Raw genomic sequence first — 16,515 nt, 5'->3', positions numbered from 1 at the left:
TTTCTGACAGATATCTCAGCGGGTTTTCCAAGGGGCCTAAGCTGAAATTTGGGTGTGTCAGGGAAAACGTCCTATGAAATTAGCCTATTGGATGTATGCGGGGCCGGCCCATATCGGCACCTTGCGGATTGCCAGTTCCTTTCAGCGGGTTCACGCCATCATGCACGCCCCCCTAGGGGATGACTACTTCAATGTCATGCGTTCTATGTTGGAGCGAGAACGGCATTTTACCCCCGTGACTGCCAGCATTGTGGACCGCCACGTGTTGGCCCAGGGGTCCCAAGAAAAAGTTGTGGACAATATCGTCCGCAAAGACACCGAAGACCACCCCGATTTAATCATCCTGACCCCCACCTGCACGTCGAGTATCTTGCAAGAAGATTTACAGAATTTTGTGGAACGGGCGACTGAACAAACCCGCTGCGATGTGTTGTTGGCCGATGTCAATCATTACCGGGTGAATGAACTCCAAGCCGCTGATATAACCCTGGCGCAAGTCGTGCGTTTCTATATTGAAAAAGCGACTAAACAAGGGATATTACAAACCGAAAAAACGCCCTATCCATCGGTCAATATCCTGGGCTTGACAACGCTGGGGTTTCACCACCAGCATGACCGGCGGGAACTCACCAAACTCATGCAGGATTTAGGGATTCAGGTGAATTTGATTCTGCCACTGGGGGCCAGCGTGGGTGATATTGCCCGCTTACCCCAGGCCTGGTTTAACTTGGTTCCCTACCGGGAAGTGGGTTTACGCGCAGCTCAGTACCTGCAAGACCGATTCGGCCTACCCATGGTCACCACAACGCCCATGGGGGTCCTCGGGACGGCCCAATGCATCCGCCAGATTCAACAGGTGCTCAATGCCCAGGGTTACCCCGCCGATTACGAAGCCTTTATTGATGAACAAACCCGTTTTCAGTCCCAGGCAGCCTGGTTTTCCCGCTCCATTGATTGCCAGAATTTGACCGGCAAAAAAGCGGTGGTTTTTGGGGATAACACCCACGCAGCGGCCATGACCCGAATTCTCGCGCAAGAGATGGGAATTCATGTGGTTTGGGCGGGCACCTATTGCACCTATGACGCCGATTGGTTCCGGGAGCAGGTGGCCGGTTACTGTGATGATGTACTCATCACTGAAGACCACACCCAGGTGGCCAATGCGATTGCCCAGGTGGAACCAGCGGCCATTTTCGGCACCCAAATGGAACGCCACATCGGCAAACGGTTGAACATTCCCTGCGGCGTGATCTCCGCACCGGTGCATATCCAGAACTTTCCCCTAGGATACCGGCCCTTTTTGGGTTATGAAGGCACCAATCAAATTGCGGATTTGGTCTACCACTCGTTTACGTTGGGAATGGAAGACCACCTGTTAGAAATTTTCGGCGGCCACGACACCAAAGAGGTGATTACGAAAACCCTGTCAGCAGAGACTGATTTGACCTGGACCGCAGCAGCCCAGAAAGAGTTACAAAAAGTGCCAGGTTTCGTGCGGGGGAAAGTCAAACGCAATACGGAAAAATTTGCCCGTGAACAGGGAATTACAACCATCACGGTCGAAGTGCTGTACGCAGCCAAAGAGGCAGTAGGGGCCTAGGCCAACGACTGCGCCTGACACTGAGGACAAACCCCAAAAAATTCCAGGGTGTGGTAGTAAACCTTGAAGTTGTACATATTTTGTAAATACTGCTCTAGGTCTTCCAAAGGGCAATCGCGCAGGGGGATGGACGCATTACAGCGCAAACAAGTGAGATGGTGGCGGTCGTGGAGCCGGGCGCTATAGACGGCCTCGCCGCTTGGGAGCAACCGCATTTGCACCACACCGTTTTTTTTCAATACCTCCAACGCCCGGTACACTGTTGCCAGCCCGACCCCTTGGCGCAACTGTTTTAACCGCAGATAAATGGCCTGGGCGGACAAGGCCTGTCCTTCGGCCTGCAAGAGAGCGAGGATGCGCTGTTGGCTAGGGGTCAGGGACGCCGTGGTCATGGGAGATTCAGCACAGTTTCTGGGCTGTCACCGGTACGTCTTCCCAGGCATGCACCGTCCGCAATCGCACTTGCCACCCGCTGGCCCGCTGCGCTGGGGTTAAGTTTCGCTGAAAATTTTCGTAGCACTGTTTGGCGATTTCCTCATCGCAAGTGGCCAAGCAGGCGTGAACCAGACCACCCGGATCGAGCTGTTCGTTTACCCAAATCACCATCACACCGGCTCTCCCGCTCGCTCTAGCTTCATTTTACTCCCGCCCCACCTGTCGCAAAAAGTTCGCCAGCAACGCATGACCGGCGGTGGTCAGGATGCTTTCCGGGTGGAATTGGACGCCCTGCAGGTGGGGATACTGCTTGTGTCGGACGCCCATGATCGTCCCATCGTCGGTCCAGGCGGTGATTTCCAACACCTCAGGGCAGGACTCCCGTTCAATTACCAAACTGTGGTAGCGGGTGGCGGTAAAGGGCTGGGGCAATCCCTGGAACACGCCAACGCCCCGGTGGTAAATCTCGGAGGTTTTGCCGTGCATCAGGGTGGGCGCCCCGACAATCCGACCGCCAAAGACCTGCCCAATACTCTGATGCCCCAGGCATACCCCCAAAATCGGCAGGGTGGCACCCAACTCCCGAATTAACGCCATGGAAATGCCAGCATCTTCGGGGCGACCGGGGCCGGGGGAAATCACGACCCCCTGGGGCTGAAGCTGCCGCACCTGGTCCAGGGTGAGCTGGTCGTTGCGAAAAACCTGCACCTCCGCTCCCAGTTCCGCCAGGTATTGCACCAGGTTGTAGGTAAAGCTGTCGTAATTGTCAATGACCAAAATGTGCGGCCCTGACACGGTGCTGCTGCTGAACCTCTATGGGGCCTATTTTAATCCTTTCCGGCCTGCTGCTTGTGCCATTGCCAGCAGGCTTGGGCAATCGCCCAGTCCTCTTCGGCGGCAATCACCAGCACCCGCACCGGGGAATCCGGGGTGGCAATATCGCGGTCGGCGCCGGACTGTTGATTCTTCTCCCGGTCACAGCAGACACCCCAGCCAGTCAAGCGCTGGCACAACTCTGCCCGCACCGGCGCGGCATTTTCCCCCACGCCACCGGTGAAGATCAAGGCATCGCAGCCGCCCAAACTCACCCACATAGCCGCCACTGCCTGAGCTAACCGGTGGATGTAAACCTCAAACGCCAGGGTTGCGCCCGGATGGCCCTGCGCTCGCGCCTGGAGAATCTGCCGCATGTCGCCCGAAAGCTGGGAGACCCCTTTTAGGCCCGATTCTTGATTGAGTAAATGACTAATCTGGTCGCCCGTGAGGGATTCATGACGTAACCAGTGCAGGATGATACCCGGGTCAATTGAGCCGGAACGAGTCCCCATCATTAAACCCTCTAAAGGCGTAAACCCCATGGTGGTATCTACACTTTTGCCGCCTTCAATCGCACACAACGAAGCGCCGTTTCCCAAGTGACAACAAATCAAGCGTAAGTCCGCTGGATGTCGGCCCAGCAATTGTGCGGCGCGACGGGCGCAATACTCATGATTAATCCCGTGAAACCCATAGCGACGGATGCCTTTTTCGTACCAGGCATAGGGGATGGGATAGACTTGGGCCGCCAGCGGCAAGGTTTGATGGAACGCGGTATCAAACACGGCAATCTGCGGGGCTTGGGGTAACAACTGTTCCAGCACGTCAATCCCTTCGAGATGAGCCGGATGGTGACTGGGCGCAAGCGGGACCAAATCCTGAATGTCCTGCTTGACGGTGGGCGTGATCCGCGTCGGCGCGGCGTATTTCGTCCCCCCATGCACGATCCGGTGCCCCGCCAGGGTCACTTGTTGAAAACTTTCTAAAACTTGCGTGGGTCCAGACACCAGGGTATGCAGCACTTTATGCATGACCTCGGCCCGAGACGCCAAGGGCATTTCCTGGGTGTGAACTTGGTTATTGGACTTGATTTTGATGGCGGCCTGACCAGGTGTTCGAGTCCAGTCAATATGGGCTTGCCAGCGGGGGGCAACGGCATGGTCCGGTAATGCGGTCGTTGGCAATTGGTAAAGACAACTTTTCTGGCTGCTGGAACCCGCATTCAGAACCAGGATAAAGAGATGGTCCACCATGAATGGCCCCCATTGCCCGCGTTCCCCCTTAGTCTAACAAGGGATGTCAAGGGGTGGGATTTGCGCGTACAATTCGAGGGGCCTGTCGCAGCAAGTCGCTATGAAACGGCTCCTCAGCGTCATCGCCTGGGCGGCGGTCATCAGTGCGGTTCCCGCTGTCAACGCCCAGGAAGGGGGCATTCCCCTGGACACCTACGACCCCAGCAACGGGGTTCTACCAGCCCGACCGGCGCCCCGTACTCTGAATCCATTTCAACTGCGCACGATGAAACGGCAACTGGGTGGACTGGTGGAGCGGGTACGGGCGATTGTGCTCTCAGCCCAGATGCAAAACCGGGAAACCCAAGTCGCTGAGGCAATGCAGGCGTTGCAGTTGGCTGAATCGGTGCTGGGGCAATTGGACACCTGGCTCGCGCAAGGACAAACAGAACTAGCTCGCCAGCAGTGGTTGCAGGCTCAGGAACGCCTGTGGCAAACCTATCCGGCGCTGGCGGCTCCGGCAAAACCCGAGATACGGGCCATGTGGCTCGACCGGGGAGCGATTGTGCAGGCGGGTTCTGAGGCGGGCCTGGCGCGACTGTTTGACCGGCTGCAAGCGGCGGGGGTGAACCTGGTGTTTTTTGAGACCGTGAATGCGGGCTATCCCATCTATCCCAGCCGAGTGGCGCCCCAGCAAAATCCTTTGACGCGCGGGTGGGACCCCCTAGCGGCGGCGGTGCAACTGGCCAAAGAGCGGCAGCTGGAATTGCACCCCTGGGTATGGGTGTTTGCAGTGGGGAATCAACGCCACAACGTCCTAGTGGGTCAACCGCTGCATTACCTGGGGCCAGTGCTGAGCGTTTATCCCGACTGGGCCAATTTAGATAACCGTGGTCACCCAATCCCGCCCCAGCAGGACAAACCCTTTCTAGACCCGGCCCATCCCCAGGCGCGGGAATACCTGTTCCGCTTGTTTGAGGAAATCGTCACCCGCTACGACGTGGACGGCCTGCACTTGGACTATATCCGTTACCCGTTCCAGAGCGGCGGGGTGCATTACGGCTACGGGATGGCGTCACGGCGGGTGTACCAGGAACGCACGGGTCTCGACCCGCTGACTTTGACCCCTGGCCAACCGCAGTGGCAGGACTGGACCCACTGGCGCAGCCAGCAGGTTACGGATTTCGTCACGACCCTCAGCCAGCGCCTGAAGCAGAAGCGCCCTGAACTCCTGCTCTCAGCGGCAGTGTTTGCCTATTCCCGGCCCTCACGGCTGTACCGCCTGCAACAGGACTGGGAGACCTGGGCCATGACGGGGGCGGTGGACATGATAGTGCTGATGTCCTACGCGGAAGATACCAGGGGATTGCAAGATTTGCTCAAACCTGCGCAGCTCCTGAGGGCGCCGGTGTTGTTTTTGCCGGGGATTTCCCTGATGCGGACAACCCCCATCGCCGTGCTGGATCAGGTGCAGGCGGCGCGCCACAGTGGGTTGGGGCCTGGTTACGCCCTGTTTGCCATGTCCCACTTCAACGGGGCGCTGGAACCCTTGATGCAACAGACCAGCGTGCCCTTGCCTCACCGGCAACCGTTTCAAAGCGCGCTGCAACGTTACCAAGCCCAGCAGCAGGAATGGCTGTTTCTGGTGCGCCAGGGACAGTTGCCGGTTCCCGACCCAGGGCTATTCCAACAGGTCAACAGCGCCCTGACCCAGTTGGTGCAACACCCCAGCAAAACCCATTGGCAAACGGCACGCGCCGCCCTCCAGACGTTGGCGCACCATCTAGACGATTGGCCGGCTCACCCGTGGCGGGTAGACACTTGGCGAGCGCGCTTAAAAACTATAGACGACCTGCTGTTGTACGGGGCGCGGTTGCAGTTGCATCTACCGGCGACCGCCCTCAGCCAGCCTCTACCCGGACGACCGGCCTTGTTTTTAGCGATGGGGGAACGCCCATGAGGGAACTAACGGTGGGACAGCCGGCACCCCCTTTCAGCCTTGTCAGCGGGGACGGTCAAACCGTGACATTGGCCCAGTTTCGAGGGCAATGGGTGGTGCTGTATTTTTATCCCCGCGACAACACGCCTGGCTGCACCAAAGAAGCCTGCGGGTTTCGGGATATCTACCCGGCGTTGCAGCAGGCCCAGGCGGTGGTGATTGGCATCAGCACCGACCCGCCAGAGAGTCATGTCAAATTCAGCCGTAAGTACAACCTACCGTTTTTATTGCTTTCTGATCCCGATGGACAGGTAGCGCGCGCCTACGGCAGCTACGGCCCCAAAAAATTTATGGGCAAGACCTTCGAGGGCGTCTTTCGCCATACGTTTCTCATTGATCCCCAGGGGCAAATCGCCCAAATCTACCGCCAGGTCAAGCCGGAAACCCACGCCCAGCAGGTCTTAGCCGACTTAACCCGTTTGCAGCGTGAAAACTAAAAATTTCCCAGGCGGCCCAGGAAGATGTTAAAAATAATGTGAAGACTTTTGGCGTGCAAGCTTAGGAGGAGACTATGGCACTGGTTCCCATGCGGTTGTTGTTGGACCACGCCGCCGAGCACGACTACGGAATTCCGGCTTTTAATGTCAACAACATGGAGCAAATTCAGGCGATCATGCAGGCGGCCCACGAAACCGACAGTCCAGTGATTTTGCAGGCATCGCGGGGGGCGCGCAAGTACGCCGGTGAAAACTTCCTGCGGCACTTGGTGCTGGCGGCGGTGGAAACCTACCCCCACATTCCGGTGGCGATGCACCAAGACCACGGCAACAGCCCAGCCACTTGCTACTCGGCCATCCGGTTGGGCTTTACCAGCGTGATGATGGACGGGTCGTTGCTCGAGGACGCGAAAACCCCAGCCAGCTATGAGTACAACGTGGCGGTGACCTCGGAAGTGGTCAAGGTGGCCCATGCGGTCGGCGTCAGCGTGGAAGGGGAACTGGGTTGCCTTGGCTCGCTGGAAACGGGCATGGGCGACAAGGAGGACGGTCACGGCGCCGAAGGGGTGCTCTCCCATGACCAACTCTTGACCGACCCAGACCAGGCGGTGGACTTTGTGGAAAAAACCGATGTGGATGCGCTGGCGGTAGCGATTGGCACCAGCCATGGGGCCTACAAGTTCAGCCGCAAACCCGAAGGAGAAATCCTGCGCATGGACCGGATTGAGGAATTGCACCGGCGCTTGCCCAACACCCACCTGGTGATGCATGGCTCTTCCTCCGTTCCCAAGGATTTGATTGACCTGATCAATGCCTACGGTGGCGCGATTCCTGAGACCTACGGCGTGCCGGTGGAGGAAATCCAGCGGGGGATCAAAAACGGGGTGCGCAAAGTGAACATTGACACCGACAACCGCCTGGCGATCACGGCGGCGGTGCGGGAAGCCCTGGCGAAAGCGCCCAAGGAATTTGACCCGCGTCACTTCCTGAAGCCGTCTATCGCCTACATGAAGAAGGTGTGCGCTGAGCGCTACCAGCAATTCTGGACGGCGGGCAACGCCAGCAAAATCAAGCAAATGTCCTGCGAAGAGTACGCCGCCAAGTACGCCAAAGGTGAACTGAAAGCCCAAACCCGCAAGCTGGTGGCGGTATAAGGCTTAAGTCTGATTAGCTGAAACAGCCCCTTTCCCCTGCGGAGAGGGGTTTTTTATTGAGAATCCACCAGCCCCACCAAATGCCGGTGCAGCGCCACCATGGCCAGCGTGTCTTGATGGCAGTATTGCCGCAACTCTTGCCAGGTTTGGGTTTGGAAGGCTAGGTCATCACTAAAAATGGCAGCTTCCCAACGGAATTTAGCCATATCCCCCTGTTGAATCGCAAGCTCCTGATAGCTCAATTCCGGCACCAGCACAGGGAGCACCTTTTTGAGAGAAGTGGAACCTAAAAAATCCGGGTGCTGGTAATGGTCCCGAAAAATCACCATTTGGTCCCACAGGCGGTCCACCATGCTGTTTAACTGGGGCGCAAACTCCGGCATCATTGCTGCCAATTCCTGCAACACCGATTTTTCGTAGCCCTGGTTGTACACAATGATGGAACCTTCTTCACCAATGGCTTGCACGAGAGCCTGCACCAAAGGAGGACGTGGGTCATCGCGGTCAGTATGCAGATAGTCGTAATGAGTTAACGTACCGTCTGCCGTCAAAACATGACAGCTGAATTGAAAAGGAACGCGCTGGTAGGGACGCGTGCCAGGGTAGCGGGGGATGGCCGGGTTCGTGGCTTCAAAATCAAAGAAATGCAGAGGATAACGCAACTGGTTCAACAATTCTTTAATACCGTCGTAGTCAACCAAGGGTTTGCCGCTGAGATATTGCCGGATAAACGCTTGTTGTCGTTCCGAAAGCGTCGGGATCAATTCGGGTGGCAGGTGTTCAATGTGGAAAATGCCGCGACGAATTAATTCAAGTTTCTTTTGCTTATCTAGTCGAGCAATTTGAAAGATAGAAACTTCAGGAACGTCACGCCAGCAGTAGGCTTTGAAGGTACAGGTATAGGGCTGGTCGCAGTGGTCGCCAATGGGATGGTCAGGTTCGTCTGTTTGACTCAGAATCGCGTTGAATTGGGCGAGACGCTCGGGAATCTGTTGGACAATTTTTTGCACCTCAGCAGTGACGTCTACTTGGGCAAAGAGATTCGACAGGTCGGGATAACAACAATGGGGGTTCAAGTGCATCATCACCGCTCTGTGTAGAGCGATGCCGTTTTTCGCCACGACATACCACTGGATCGCCAGGTCTTCCAGGTGCTCCGGTTTGACGCGGGTAGTGGATTTGACTTCCACCATTTCCCAGGCGTCAGGCGCCACTTGCCGCAGGACATCGCATTTCACCACCAGCCCTTCCCAGGCGAATGTGGCTTCAAACAGACAGGTTGCTCCTTGGGCGAGCAATTGCGCCGTTTTTTGTTGGCATTGATGATTCCCAAATCCCGTCACCAGCACGCCCCCAGGAAAGTAATCCCGCGCCAAGACTCCCACATCTGTCCCCTGTTGCCATTGCAGTTTTTGCGCTTCCGAAACACTGGCTTTTTCTGGCGCATGAGCATCCAACCACAGGCATTTGGGACATTGCAAACCTTTGACATAGCGGGATTTGGTCAGCATGATGGTTAGGAGTGAGTAGGTAGCAGATTTTCCCTTATTATGCCCGCGTTGATGGTCGTCGGTTGCACGTCCAATGCCGGAAAGTCGTTGCTGGTAACAGCGTTGTGCGGGTGGCTGGCGCAGCAGGGGTACCGGGTGGCTCCCTTCAAAGGACAAAACATGGCGCTGAATGCCTACGTAACAGCCGACGGGGGCGAAATGGGCTACGCCCAAGCAGTACAGGCCTGGGCTGCTGGCATCGAACCCACGACCGCCATGAACCCCATCCTGCTCAAGCCCCAGGGCGACCGGACATCCCAGGTGATCATCCGAGGACGGGTGGCCGGGGTAACCCAAGCGCAAGATTATTACCGCGATTATTTTGAGCGGGGATGGCGGGCAATTACCGAAGCGCTGGCGGAATTGCAAAGCCAGTATGACTACATCGTGTGCGAAGGGGCGGGGTCGCCAGCGGAAATCAACTTAAAGCATCGTGATTTGACCAATATGCGGGTGGCCCAATACCTGCAAGCCAAAACCATTTTGGTGGGCGATATTAACCCCGGCGGCGTATTTGCCCACATCGTAGGAACCCTGGCGCTGCTGGAACCAGAAGAACGGGCGTTGATCAAAGGGTTGGTGATTAATAAATTCCGGGGGCAATTGTCGCTATTGCAACCAGGGCTGGCATGGTTAGAGCAAAAAACAGGAATTCCGGTGCTGGGGGTGATTCCTTGGTTAGAAACGCATTTACCGGCGGAAGACTCTTTGAGTTTGTTATCGCCCCGTAAAACCAGCTCCGAACTAACCATTGCTGTGATTCAACTTCCGAAAATTAGTAACTTTACTGACTTTGACCCACTCCTATTTGAGCCAACGGTGCAAGTGAAGTACGTCAAAAGTGAACAAGATTTCGGTGATCCCGATGCAGTTATCCTGCCGGGGAGTAAAACGACGATTGCCGATTTACAGTGGTTGCATCAAACGGGCCTAGCGCAAAAGCTCATCGCCTATCACCAGCAAGGGGGATGGATGCTGGGCGTTTGCGGCGGGATGCAAATGCTGGGGAAAACGGTACAAGACCCCCTAGGACTTGAGGGGAAAGACGTGCAGGCCGAGGGATTGAATCTCCTACCGATTGCGACTGTGATCGCTCCCCACAAAATCACGCGCCAGCGGGAGGTGTTGTCCCAGTACCCCGTGCCAGGTTTAACCGTCAAAGGTTACGAGATTCACCAGGGTTCCACTCACATCGCCGGCCACGTCCAACCCTTGTTCACCGACCCAGCGCTCGGTTATGTGGATACGACAGGCCGGGTGTGGGGGACTTACCTGCATGGGATTTTTGAGAATGGAGCCTGGCGGCGTACCTGGCTGAACCAACTCCGTACTCGGAAGGGATTGCCACCGTTAACAACGCAGGTGCCTGACTTTTCTCAACAACGCCAACATCTGCTGCAGACCCTGACCGAAACCGTGGCGGCGTACATTCCCTGGGCGCAATTGTTAAAGGATTCTGGATGAGCTAAAGCCGGAGAACAAGCGGTAACGCCGGGCTGGTCATGGTTTTTTTCCTACCGTCATACCCATCCACTTGTGGCAAAATGTTAGCGGTTTTCTCCCCGTGTGTAGGGTGTCTATGGAAGAGTTGCTTTATCAGTACGCTTGGCTCATTCCGGTGCTGCCTTTGCTAGGGGCGACGGTCGTCGGAACGGGATTGATTACCTTTGGCGAGTGGACAAGCCGACTCAAGCGGGTGAATGCGGCGTTGGTGCTCACACTCATGGGTATCGCGCTCGGCCACTCCCTGGCGCTGCTCTGGAGTCAAGCGCAAGGACACCCACCCTACTACTGGAGTTTCACTTGGGCGGTCGCGGGGCCGTTTCACCTGGACATGGGCATGGTGATTGACCGGCTAAGTAGTCTGATGCTGGTCATTGTCACTACAGTGGCCCTGCTGGTGATGCTCTACAGCGACGGCTACATGGCCCATGACAAAGGGTATTCGCGCTTTTTTGCCTACCTGAGTTTGTTCGGCGCGTCCATGCTGGGGTTGGTGATCAGCCCGAACCTGGTGCAGATTTATGTGTTCTGGGAACTGGTGGGGATGTGCTCCTACCTGCTGATTGGGTTCTGGTATGAGCGGATTGCCGCCCGCGAAGCTGCCCAGAAAGCGTTTATTGTCAACCGCGTGGGGGACTTTGGCCTGCTGCTGGGGATTCTGGGGTTTTACTGGACCACGGGGGAAATTGAGTTTGAGCGGCTGGCGGAACGGGTTGGGGATTTGTTGACCACAGGCGCCTTGCCGTTGTGGGCGGCGACCGGACTGGGGATTCTGGTGTTTTTAGGGCCAGTGGCCAAATCGGCGCAAGCGCCGCTGCATGTGTGGTTGCCAGATGCCATGGAAGGCCCCACGCCGATTTCTGCCCTGATTCATGCGGCGACGATGGTGGCGGCGGGGGTGTTTTTACTGGCGCGGATGATGCCGGTGTACGAACACTTGCCAGGAACGTTACAAGTAGTGGCCTGGACAGGAGCGTTTACGGCGTTTTTGGGAGCGACGATTGCCCTGGTGCAAACCGACATCAAAAAAGGATTGGCCTATTCCACCATCTCCCAGTTGGGCTACATGGTGATGGCGATGGGCGTGGCAGCGCCGGCGGCGGGCATGTTTCACCTGATGACCCATGCGTATTTCAAGGCGATGTTGTTTTTGGGGTCAGGGTCGGTGATCCACGCGATGGAGGCGGTGGTGGGTCATGACCCGGACAAAGCACAAGATATGCGCAACATGGGGGGTCTGCGGAAATACATGCCCATTACCGCTGCGACGTTTTTGATTGGGACGCTGGCCATCTGTGGCATTCCGCCGTTTGCTGGTTTCTGGTCGAAGGATGAAATCCTACACGTGGTGTTTGCGGCCAATCCTGGGCTGTGGTTGGTGGGTTGGCTGACCGCAGGAATGACCGCGTTTTACATGTTTCGGATTTACCTGTTGACGTTTGGCGGTGAATTTCGCGGGTTAGCGTTCGGGCCAGGTGCCATGCAGGTGGAGGAGTTAGCCCACATGGAAACCCATGGTCATGCCGCCGAACCCCATGAATCACCCTGGACCATGACCTTGCCCCTGGTGTTACTCGCCATTCCGTCGGTGGCGGTGGGTTGGGTGGGACTGCCATTTGCCAACTACTTTGAGTATTTTCTCGAGGAACCGGCGTCAGTTTTAACTGTTGGGGCAGACTGGGCGCATTTTGACTGGGGTGAATTTTTGGTCATGGCTGGGTCGTCGGTGGGTGTGGGTTTGATCGGCATCACCCTGGCGTTTGTTGTTTACGGAGGGAAATACACGGGTGTGGAACCCCTAGCGGAGCGATTGCCCAAGTTGTACGAGTTTTTGGTGAACAAATGGTACTGGGATGACCTGTACGAGCAGTACTTTGCTCTGCCCTTGCGCCGGTTGGCCCGCCAAGCCCTGGAGACGGACTATCGCATTATTGATGGCCTAGTGAATTTGACAGGGCTAGTGACGCTAGTGACGGGGGAAGTCTTGAAGTACGTGAACAATGGGCGGGTACAGACCTATGCGCTGGTGATCCTGCTGGCGGTGCTGGGGTTGGTGCTGGTGTCGGGCTGGTTTTCCTAGGTTGAGGGTGGTGGGTCATGACGAGCAGTTTTCCCTGGTTGACGACCATTATTCTCCTGCCGATTGTGGCGGCGTTGGCGATTCCATTTCTGCCGGATAAAGAAGGCCGGACGGTACGCTGGTATGCCCTGGTGGTGGGGCTAGTGGATTTTGCGTTGATCAGCTACAGCTTTTGGCAAGGCTACGACTTAAATTCGCCGGATTTGCAACTGGTGGAGCGCTATCCCTGGTTGCCCCAGATTGGCCTGAATTGGTCGGTGGGGGTGGATGGTTTGTCCATGCCGCTGGTGCTGCTGACTGGCTTTATCACGACGCTGGCCATCCTGGCGGCCTGGCCGGTGACCCTGAAACCCCGCTTGTTTTACTTCCTGATGCTGGCGATGTACGGGGGACAGATTGCGGTGTTCGCCGTGCAGGACATGTTGTTGTTTTTCCTGGTGTGGGAGTTGGAGTTGATCCCCGTTTATTTACTGCTGGCAATCTGGGGTGGCTACAAGCGACAGTACGCAGCTAACAAATTTATCGTGTACACGGCGGGGGGGTCGCTGTTTATTTTGGTGGCGGGCCTGGCGATGGCTTTTTACGGCGATCCCATCAGCTTTGACATGCGGGAGTTGGCGCTGAAGTCCTACCCGCTGGCGTTGCAGATTTGGTGCTACGTGGCGTTTTTGATTGCTTATGCGGTGAAGTTGCCCATTTTCCCGCTCCACACTTGGTTGCCTGATGCCCATGGGGAAGCGACGGCGCCGGTACACATGTTGCTGGCGGGGATTTTGTTGAAGATGGGCGGCTATGCCCTGATCCGCATGAATATGGGGATGCTGCCGGACGCCCATGCCCTGTTTGCACCCATCCTGGCGATTTTGGGCGTGGTGAATATCATCTATGCCGCGTTGACGTCCTTTGCCCAGCGTAACTTGAAGCGCAAAATTGCTTATTCTTCGATTTCCCACATGGGATTTGTGTTGATTGGGATTGCGTCCTATACGACGACGGGGTTGAGCGGGGCGGTGTTGCAGATGATTTCCCACGGCTTAATCGGGGCGAGTTTGTTCTTTCTGGTAGGCGCCACCTACGACCGCACGCACACCCTGATCTTGGAGGAAATGGGCGGGGTGGGACAAAAGATGCCGAAAATTTTTGCCATGTTTACCGCCTGTTCCCTAGCGTCGTTGGCCCTGCCAGGGATGAGCGGGTTTGTGGCGGAATTGATGGTATTTATCGGTTTTGCGACGAGTGATGCCTACAGTGTGCCGTTCAAGGTGCTGGTGCTGCTGCTGGCGGCGGTCGGTGTGATTTTGACGCCGATTTATCTGCTCTCAATGCTGCGACAAATTTTCTACGGGCCGGAGAACGAGGAGCTGGTATCTCACGAAAAGCTTATAGATGCGGAACCGCGCGAGGTGTTCATTATTGCGTCGCTCCTGGTGCCGGTGATTGGGATTGGTCTATACCCCCGTTTGGTCACGAGTATGTACGATGCGACGACCACCCAGGTGACAGCGCTCGTGCGACAAGCCATGCCTAAGCTGCAAGCACCTGTTGGTATATTGACCATACCCGCGCGGCAACCAACCCCTTGACCGGTCTGGGGGTTGGGGTAAGATGGGGGTTAGTGCGGTGGTGAGGAGTTGAAAAAATGCATCTACAAGTGCAAGAGACGACGGCGGCGAATGCGGTCTTGCGGATTCGTGGGGGGTTGCCGCTAGCGGGAGAAGTAACTATTAGTGGGGCAAAAAATTCGGCACTGGCCTTGATGGCGGGAGCGCTGTTGTGTTCGCAGGATTGCCGGATTCGCAATGTGCCAGATTTAGTGGATGTGCATCGCATGGGTCAAGTCCTGACGGCGCTGGGGGTGAAAGTTCATTACCATCGCGGCGTTTTAGATTTGGACGTACGGCACCTGCACCGTTCGTTAGCCCCCTACGAAATTGTGAGTCAACTGCGGGCCAGTTTTTTTGTAATTGGGCCGTTGCTAGCGCGGTTGGGAGTGGCGCGGGTTCCCATGCCGGGGGGATGTGCGATTGGGGCGCGACCGGTGGAATTGCACGTGCGGGGGTTGCAGGCGCTAGGTGCAACAGTCCAGATTGAACATGGGATGGTGCAGGCCTACGCGCGCAAATTACGAGGTGCCCATATCTACCTGGATTACCCCAGCGTGGGGGCCACAGAAACCCTGATGATGGCGGCGACGCTGGCGGAAGGCGAAACAGTGATTGAAAATGCGGCGCAGGAACCAGAAGTGGTGGATTTGGCCAACTTCTGTCGCAGCATGGGGGCTAAAATTCGGGGTGCTGGGACCAAAACCATCACGGTTGTCGGCGTGCCGCGATTGCACAGCACGGAGTACACCATCATTCCGGACCGGATTGAGGCCGGAACGTTTATGGTGGCGGCGGCGATTACTCGCTCTGAGTTGTGGATCAGTCCGGTCATTCCCGAGCATCTCACGCCAGTGACCGCCAAGTTAACAGAAGTTGGGTTTTCGGTGACGTTTGAACCCCCCAATGCGATACGGGTACGACCGGGTCAGGGGCCCTACCGGGGAACGGACATTGAAACGCTGCCGTTTCCAGGCTTTCCCACCGATATGCAGGCGCAATTCATGGCCTTATTGACCCTGAGCGAGGGCACCAGCGTGGTCACAGAAACGGTGTTTGAGAACCGGCTGCGGCACGTAGCAGAACTGCAACGCATGGGAGCCAATATCCGTGTCAAGGGCAATCATGCTTTGATTCAAGGGGTGCCATTTCTATCGGGAGCGCCGGTAACAGCAACGGACTTGCGGGCTTCGGCGGCGTTGGTGTTGGCTGGGTTAGCAGCCCAAGGCGAGACCGTGATTAGTGGGTTGCATCATCTGGACCGGGGTTACGAGCGGTTGGAGGAAAAATTGCGGGCACTTGGGGCGGACATCCGACGGGTGACGACTTGAGCGGCAACCAACTCTTTGAGGCATTTGCCAGTCAGTAGAAATGGGAAAAATTCCTGCTACGCCGGCGTGTGCGGGTAGTCCTGTTCTTGTAATGGTTAAAATAGGGGGGTAGTTAGATTTGGGTGAAGCCATGGGTACAATTGCCCCCGTTGCCAGCCTCAAAACGTTGTAAAGTACGGTCGTATCCACAATGGAAAACAGCGTTATATCTGCTATGACTGCCATCAGCAATTTACGCCTGAAGCTAGGAAAAAAATACATTTCTGAAGCCCAAAGGCAACTTGTTAGAGCGACTTTCAATTACCGCCATCTCACGGGTGACCGGAATTTCGCAATCTTGGCTGTATAAATACATCAGAAGTGATGGATATTCAGCCCGACAACGATGAAGAGATAGAGCTGGAGTGCGACGAGATAGGATCGTTTTGCGGCTCGAAAAAGCATCTCCAATGGCTCTGGCTAGTTCTAGGGAGAAAGACACGTATGATTGTAGCGGCCTGTGTAGGGGATAGAAGCGTAGAGACGGCAAAAAAGTTATGGGAGAGAGTATCGATTATTTGACGAAAACAGGCAAAATTTTATACTGATTCATGGTCAGTTTATCGGAAGGTGATTCCGAACTCTCAACACGTAGCCAGTGCCAAGGGGAGTGGTAGGACGTCCTTGATTGAGTGCTTCAACAACACGCTTCGACAGCAAGTTATAGCTAAAAACGTTTAGCTTGGCATAGAATAGGGCTAATGAGTTCATAGAGGTTTTTCATGTCTAAGCCTTACA

General features: G+C 56.1%; 13 protein-coding genes and 1 pseudogene. 9 read left to right on the top strand and 5 right to left on the bottom strand.

Features of this window, described 5'->3' with window-relative positions; all coding sequences use genetic code 11:
- Positions 1-73: 73 nt before the first annotated feature.
- A complete protein-coding gene (bchB, locus tag NZ705_06015) occupies positions 74-1,600 on the top strand; it encodes a ferredoxin:protochlorophyllide reductase (ATP-dependent) subunit B (GenBank protein ID MCS7292518.1) in 1,527 nt (508 codons plus the stop codon).
- On the opposite strand, the gene NZ705_06010 is transcribed toward bchB, so the two are convergent.
- From NZ705_06010 to NZ705_05995, 4 genes are read right to left on the bottom strand one after another with little or no spacing between them, the layout of a single operon-like run.
- Entirely contained in the window at positions 1,597-1,992 is a 396-nt protein-coding gene (locus NZ705_06010) for a transcriptional repressor (protein ID MCS7292517.1), read from the bottom strand. The genes bchB and NZ705_06010 overlap by 4 nt on opposite strands.
- A 7-nt stretch (positions 1,993-1,999) precedes the next feature.
- Complete coding sequence (locus NZ705_06005; protein MCS7292516.1) at positions 2,000-2,206, bottom strand: glycogen debranching protein; 207 nt, start codon at positions 2,204-2,206, stop codon at positions 2,000-2,002.
- Between the two features lie 33 nt (positions 2,207-2,239).
- Positions 2,240-2,830, bottom strand: coding sequence for an aminodeoxychorismate/anthranilate synthase component II (locus NZ705_06000; GenBank protein ID MCS7292515.1), 591 nt, complete (start codon positions 2,828-2,830; stop codon positions 2,240-2,242).
- A 32-nt stretch (positions 2,831-2,862) separates the two neighbouring features.
- A complete protein-coding gene (locus tag NZ705_05995; protein MCS7292514.1) occupies positions 2,863-4,104 on the bottom strand; it encodes an acetate kinase in 1,242 nt (413 codons plus the stop codon).
- A 100-nt stretch (positions 4,105-4,204) separates the two neighbouring features.
- On the opposite strand from NZ705_05995, the gene NZ705_05990 reads away from it, so the two are divergent.
- The 3 genes from NZ705_05990 (at position 4,205) to fba (ending at position 7,673) form a co-directional block, all read left to right on the top strand.
- On the top strand, positions 4,205-6,043 hold the full coding sequence (locus NZ705_05990) for a family 10 glycosylhydrolase (GenBank protein ID MCS7292513.1): 1,839 nt from the start codon (positions 4,205-4,207) through the stop codon (positions 6,041-6,043).
- A complete protein-coding gene (gene bcp / locus NZ705_05985; protein MCS7292512.1) occupies positions 6,040-6,519 on the top strand; it encodes a thioredoxin-dependent thiol peroxidase in 480 nt (159 codons plus the stop codon). The genes NZ705_05990 and bcp overlap by 4 nt, the downstream gene beginning before the upstream one ends.
- A gap of 74 nt (positions 6,520-6,593) precedes the next feature.
- Positions 6,594-7,673, top strand: a complete 1,080-nt coding sequence (fba, locus tag NZ705_05980; GenBank protein ID MCS7292511.1) for a fructose-bisphosphate aldolase class II — start codon at positions 6,594-6,596, stop codon at positions 7,671-7,673.
- 53 nt (positions 7,674-7,726) lie between these two features.
- Here fba and NZ705_05975 read toward each other — a convergent pair whose 3' ends face one another.
- On the bottom strand, positions 7,727-9,184 hold the full coding sequence (locus NZ705_05975; protein MCS7292510.1) for a DUF2779 domain-containing protein: 1,458 nt from the start codon (positions 9,182-9,184) through the stop codon (positions 7,727-7,729).
- Between the two features lie 39 nt (positions 9,185-9,223).
- On the opposite strand from NZ705_05975, the gene NZ705_05970 reads away from it, so the two are divergent.
- The 5 genes and pseudogenes from NZ705_05970 to NZ705_05950 all read left to right on the top strand — a co-directional run bounded on the left by NZ705_05970 (position 9,224) and on the right by NZ705_05950 (position 15,951).
- Positions 9,224-10,687, top strand: coding sequence for a cobyric acid synthase (locus NZ705_05970; GenBank protein MCS7292509.1), 1,464 nt, complete (start codon positions 9,224-9,226; stop codon positions 10,685-10,687).
- A gap of 115 nt (positions 10,688-10,802) precedes the next feature.
- Complete coding sequence (locus NZ705_05965; protein ID MCS7292508.1) at positions 10,803-12,806, top strand: NAD(P)H-quinone oxidoreductase subunit 5; 2,004 nt, start codon at positions 10,803-10,805, stop codon at positions 12,804-12,806.
- Between the two features lie 17 nt (positions 12,807-12,823).
- Entirely contained in the window at positions 12,824-14,389 is a 1,566-nt protein-coding gene (gene ndhD1 / locus NZ705_05960) for a photosynthetic/respiratory NAD(P)H-quinone oxidoreductase subunit D1 (GenBank protein MCS7292507.1), read from the top strand.
- Between the two features lie 56 nt (positions 14,390-14,445).
- Complete coding sequence (gene murA, locus NZ705_05955; GenBank protein MCS7292506.1) at positions 14,446-15,738, top strand: UDP-N-acetylglucosamine 1-carboxyvinyltransferase; 1,293 nt, start codon at positions 14,446-14,448, stop codon at positions 15,736-15,738.
- A 114-nt stretch (positions 15,739-15,852) separates the two neighbouring features.
- Positions 15,853-15,951 (top strand): annotated as a pseudogene (locus NZ705_05950) (hypothetical protein).
- Positions 15,952-16,515 lie beyond the last annotated feature (564 nt).

Origin of the sequence: Gloeomargarita sp. SKYB120 (genome assembly GCA_025062155.1) — a bacterium.
GTDB lineage: Bacteria > Cyanobacteriota > Cyanobacteriia > Gloeomargaritales > Gloeomargaritaceae > Gloeomargarita.
Note: the sequence above shows the minus strand (reverse complement) of the source record. Positions and strands in the feature narration are given on the sequence as shown.

Coding starts and splice junctions, on each gene's coding strand:
- NZ705_05965 (MCS7292508.1), top strand. CDS start 10,803: ATGGAAGAGTTGCTTTATCAGTACGCTTGGCTCATTCCGGTGCTGCCT.
- bcp (MCS7292512.1), top strand. CDS start 6,040: ATGAGGGAACTAACGGTGGGACAGCCGGCACCCCCTTTCAGCCTTGTC.
- NZ705_05975 (MCS7292510.1), bottom strand. CDS start 9,184: ATGCTGACCAAATCCCGCTATGTCAAAGGTTTGCAATGTCCCAAATGC.
- bchB (MCS7292518.1), top strand. CDS start 74: ATGAAATTAGCCTATTGGATGTATGCGGGGCCGGCCCATATCGGCACC.
- NZ705_05990 (MCS7292513.1), top strand. CDS start 4,205: ATGAAACGGCTCCTCAGCGTCATCGCCTGGGCGGCGGTCATCAGTGCG.
- NZ705_05970 (MCS7292509.1), top strand. CDS start 9,224: ATGCCCGCGTTGATGGTCGTCGGTTGCACGTCCAATGCCGGAAAGTCG.
- NZ705_06010 (MCS7292517.1), bottom strand. CDS start 1,992: ATGACCACGGCGTCCCTGACCCCTAGCCAACAGCGCATCCTCGCTCTC.
- NZ705_05995 (MCS7292514.1), bottom strand. CDS start 4,104: ATGGTGGACCATCTCTTTATCCTGGTTCTGAATGCGGGTTCCAGCAGC.
- murA (MCS7292506.1), top strand. CDS start 14,446: ATGCATCTACAAGTGCAAGAGACGACGGCGGCGAATGCGGTCTTGCGG.
- NZ705_06005 (MCS7292516.1), bottom strand. CDS start 2,206: ATGGTGATTTGGGTAAACGAACAGCTCGATCCGGGTGGTCTGGTTCAC.
- fba (MCS7292511.1), top strand. CDS start 6,594: ATGGCACTGGTTCCCATGCGGTTGTTGTTGGACCACGCCGCCGAGCAC.
- ndhD1 (MCS7292507.1), top strand. CDS start 12,824: ATGACGAGCAGTTTTCCCTGGTTGACGACCATTATTCTCCTGCCGATT.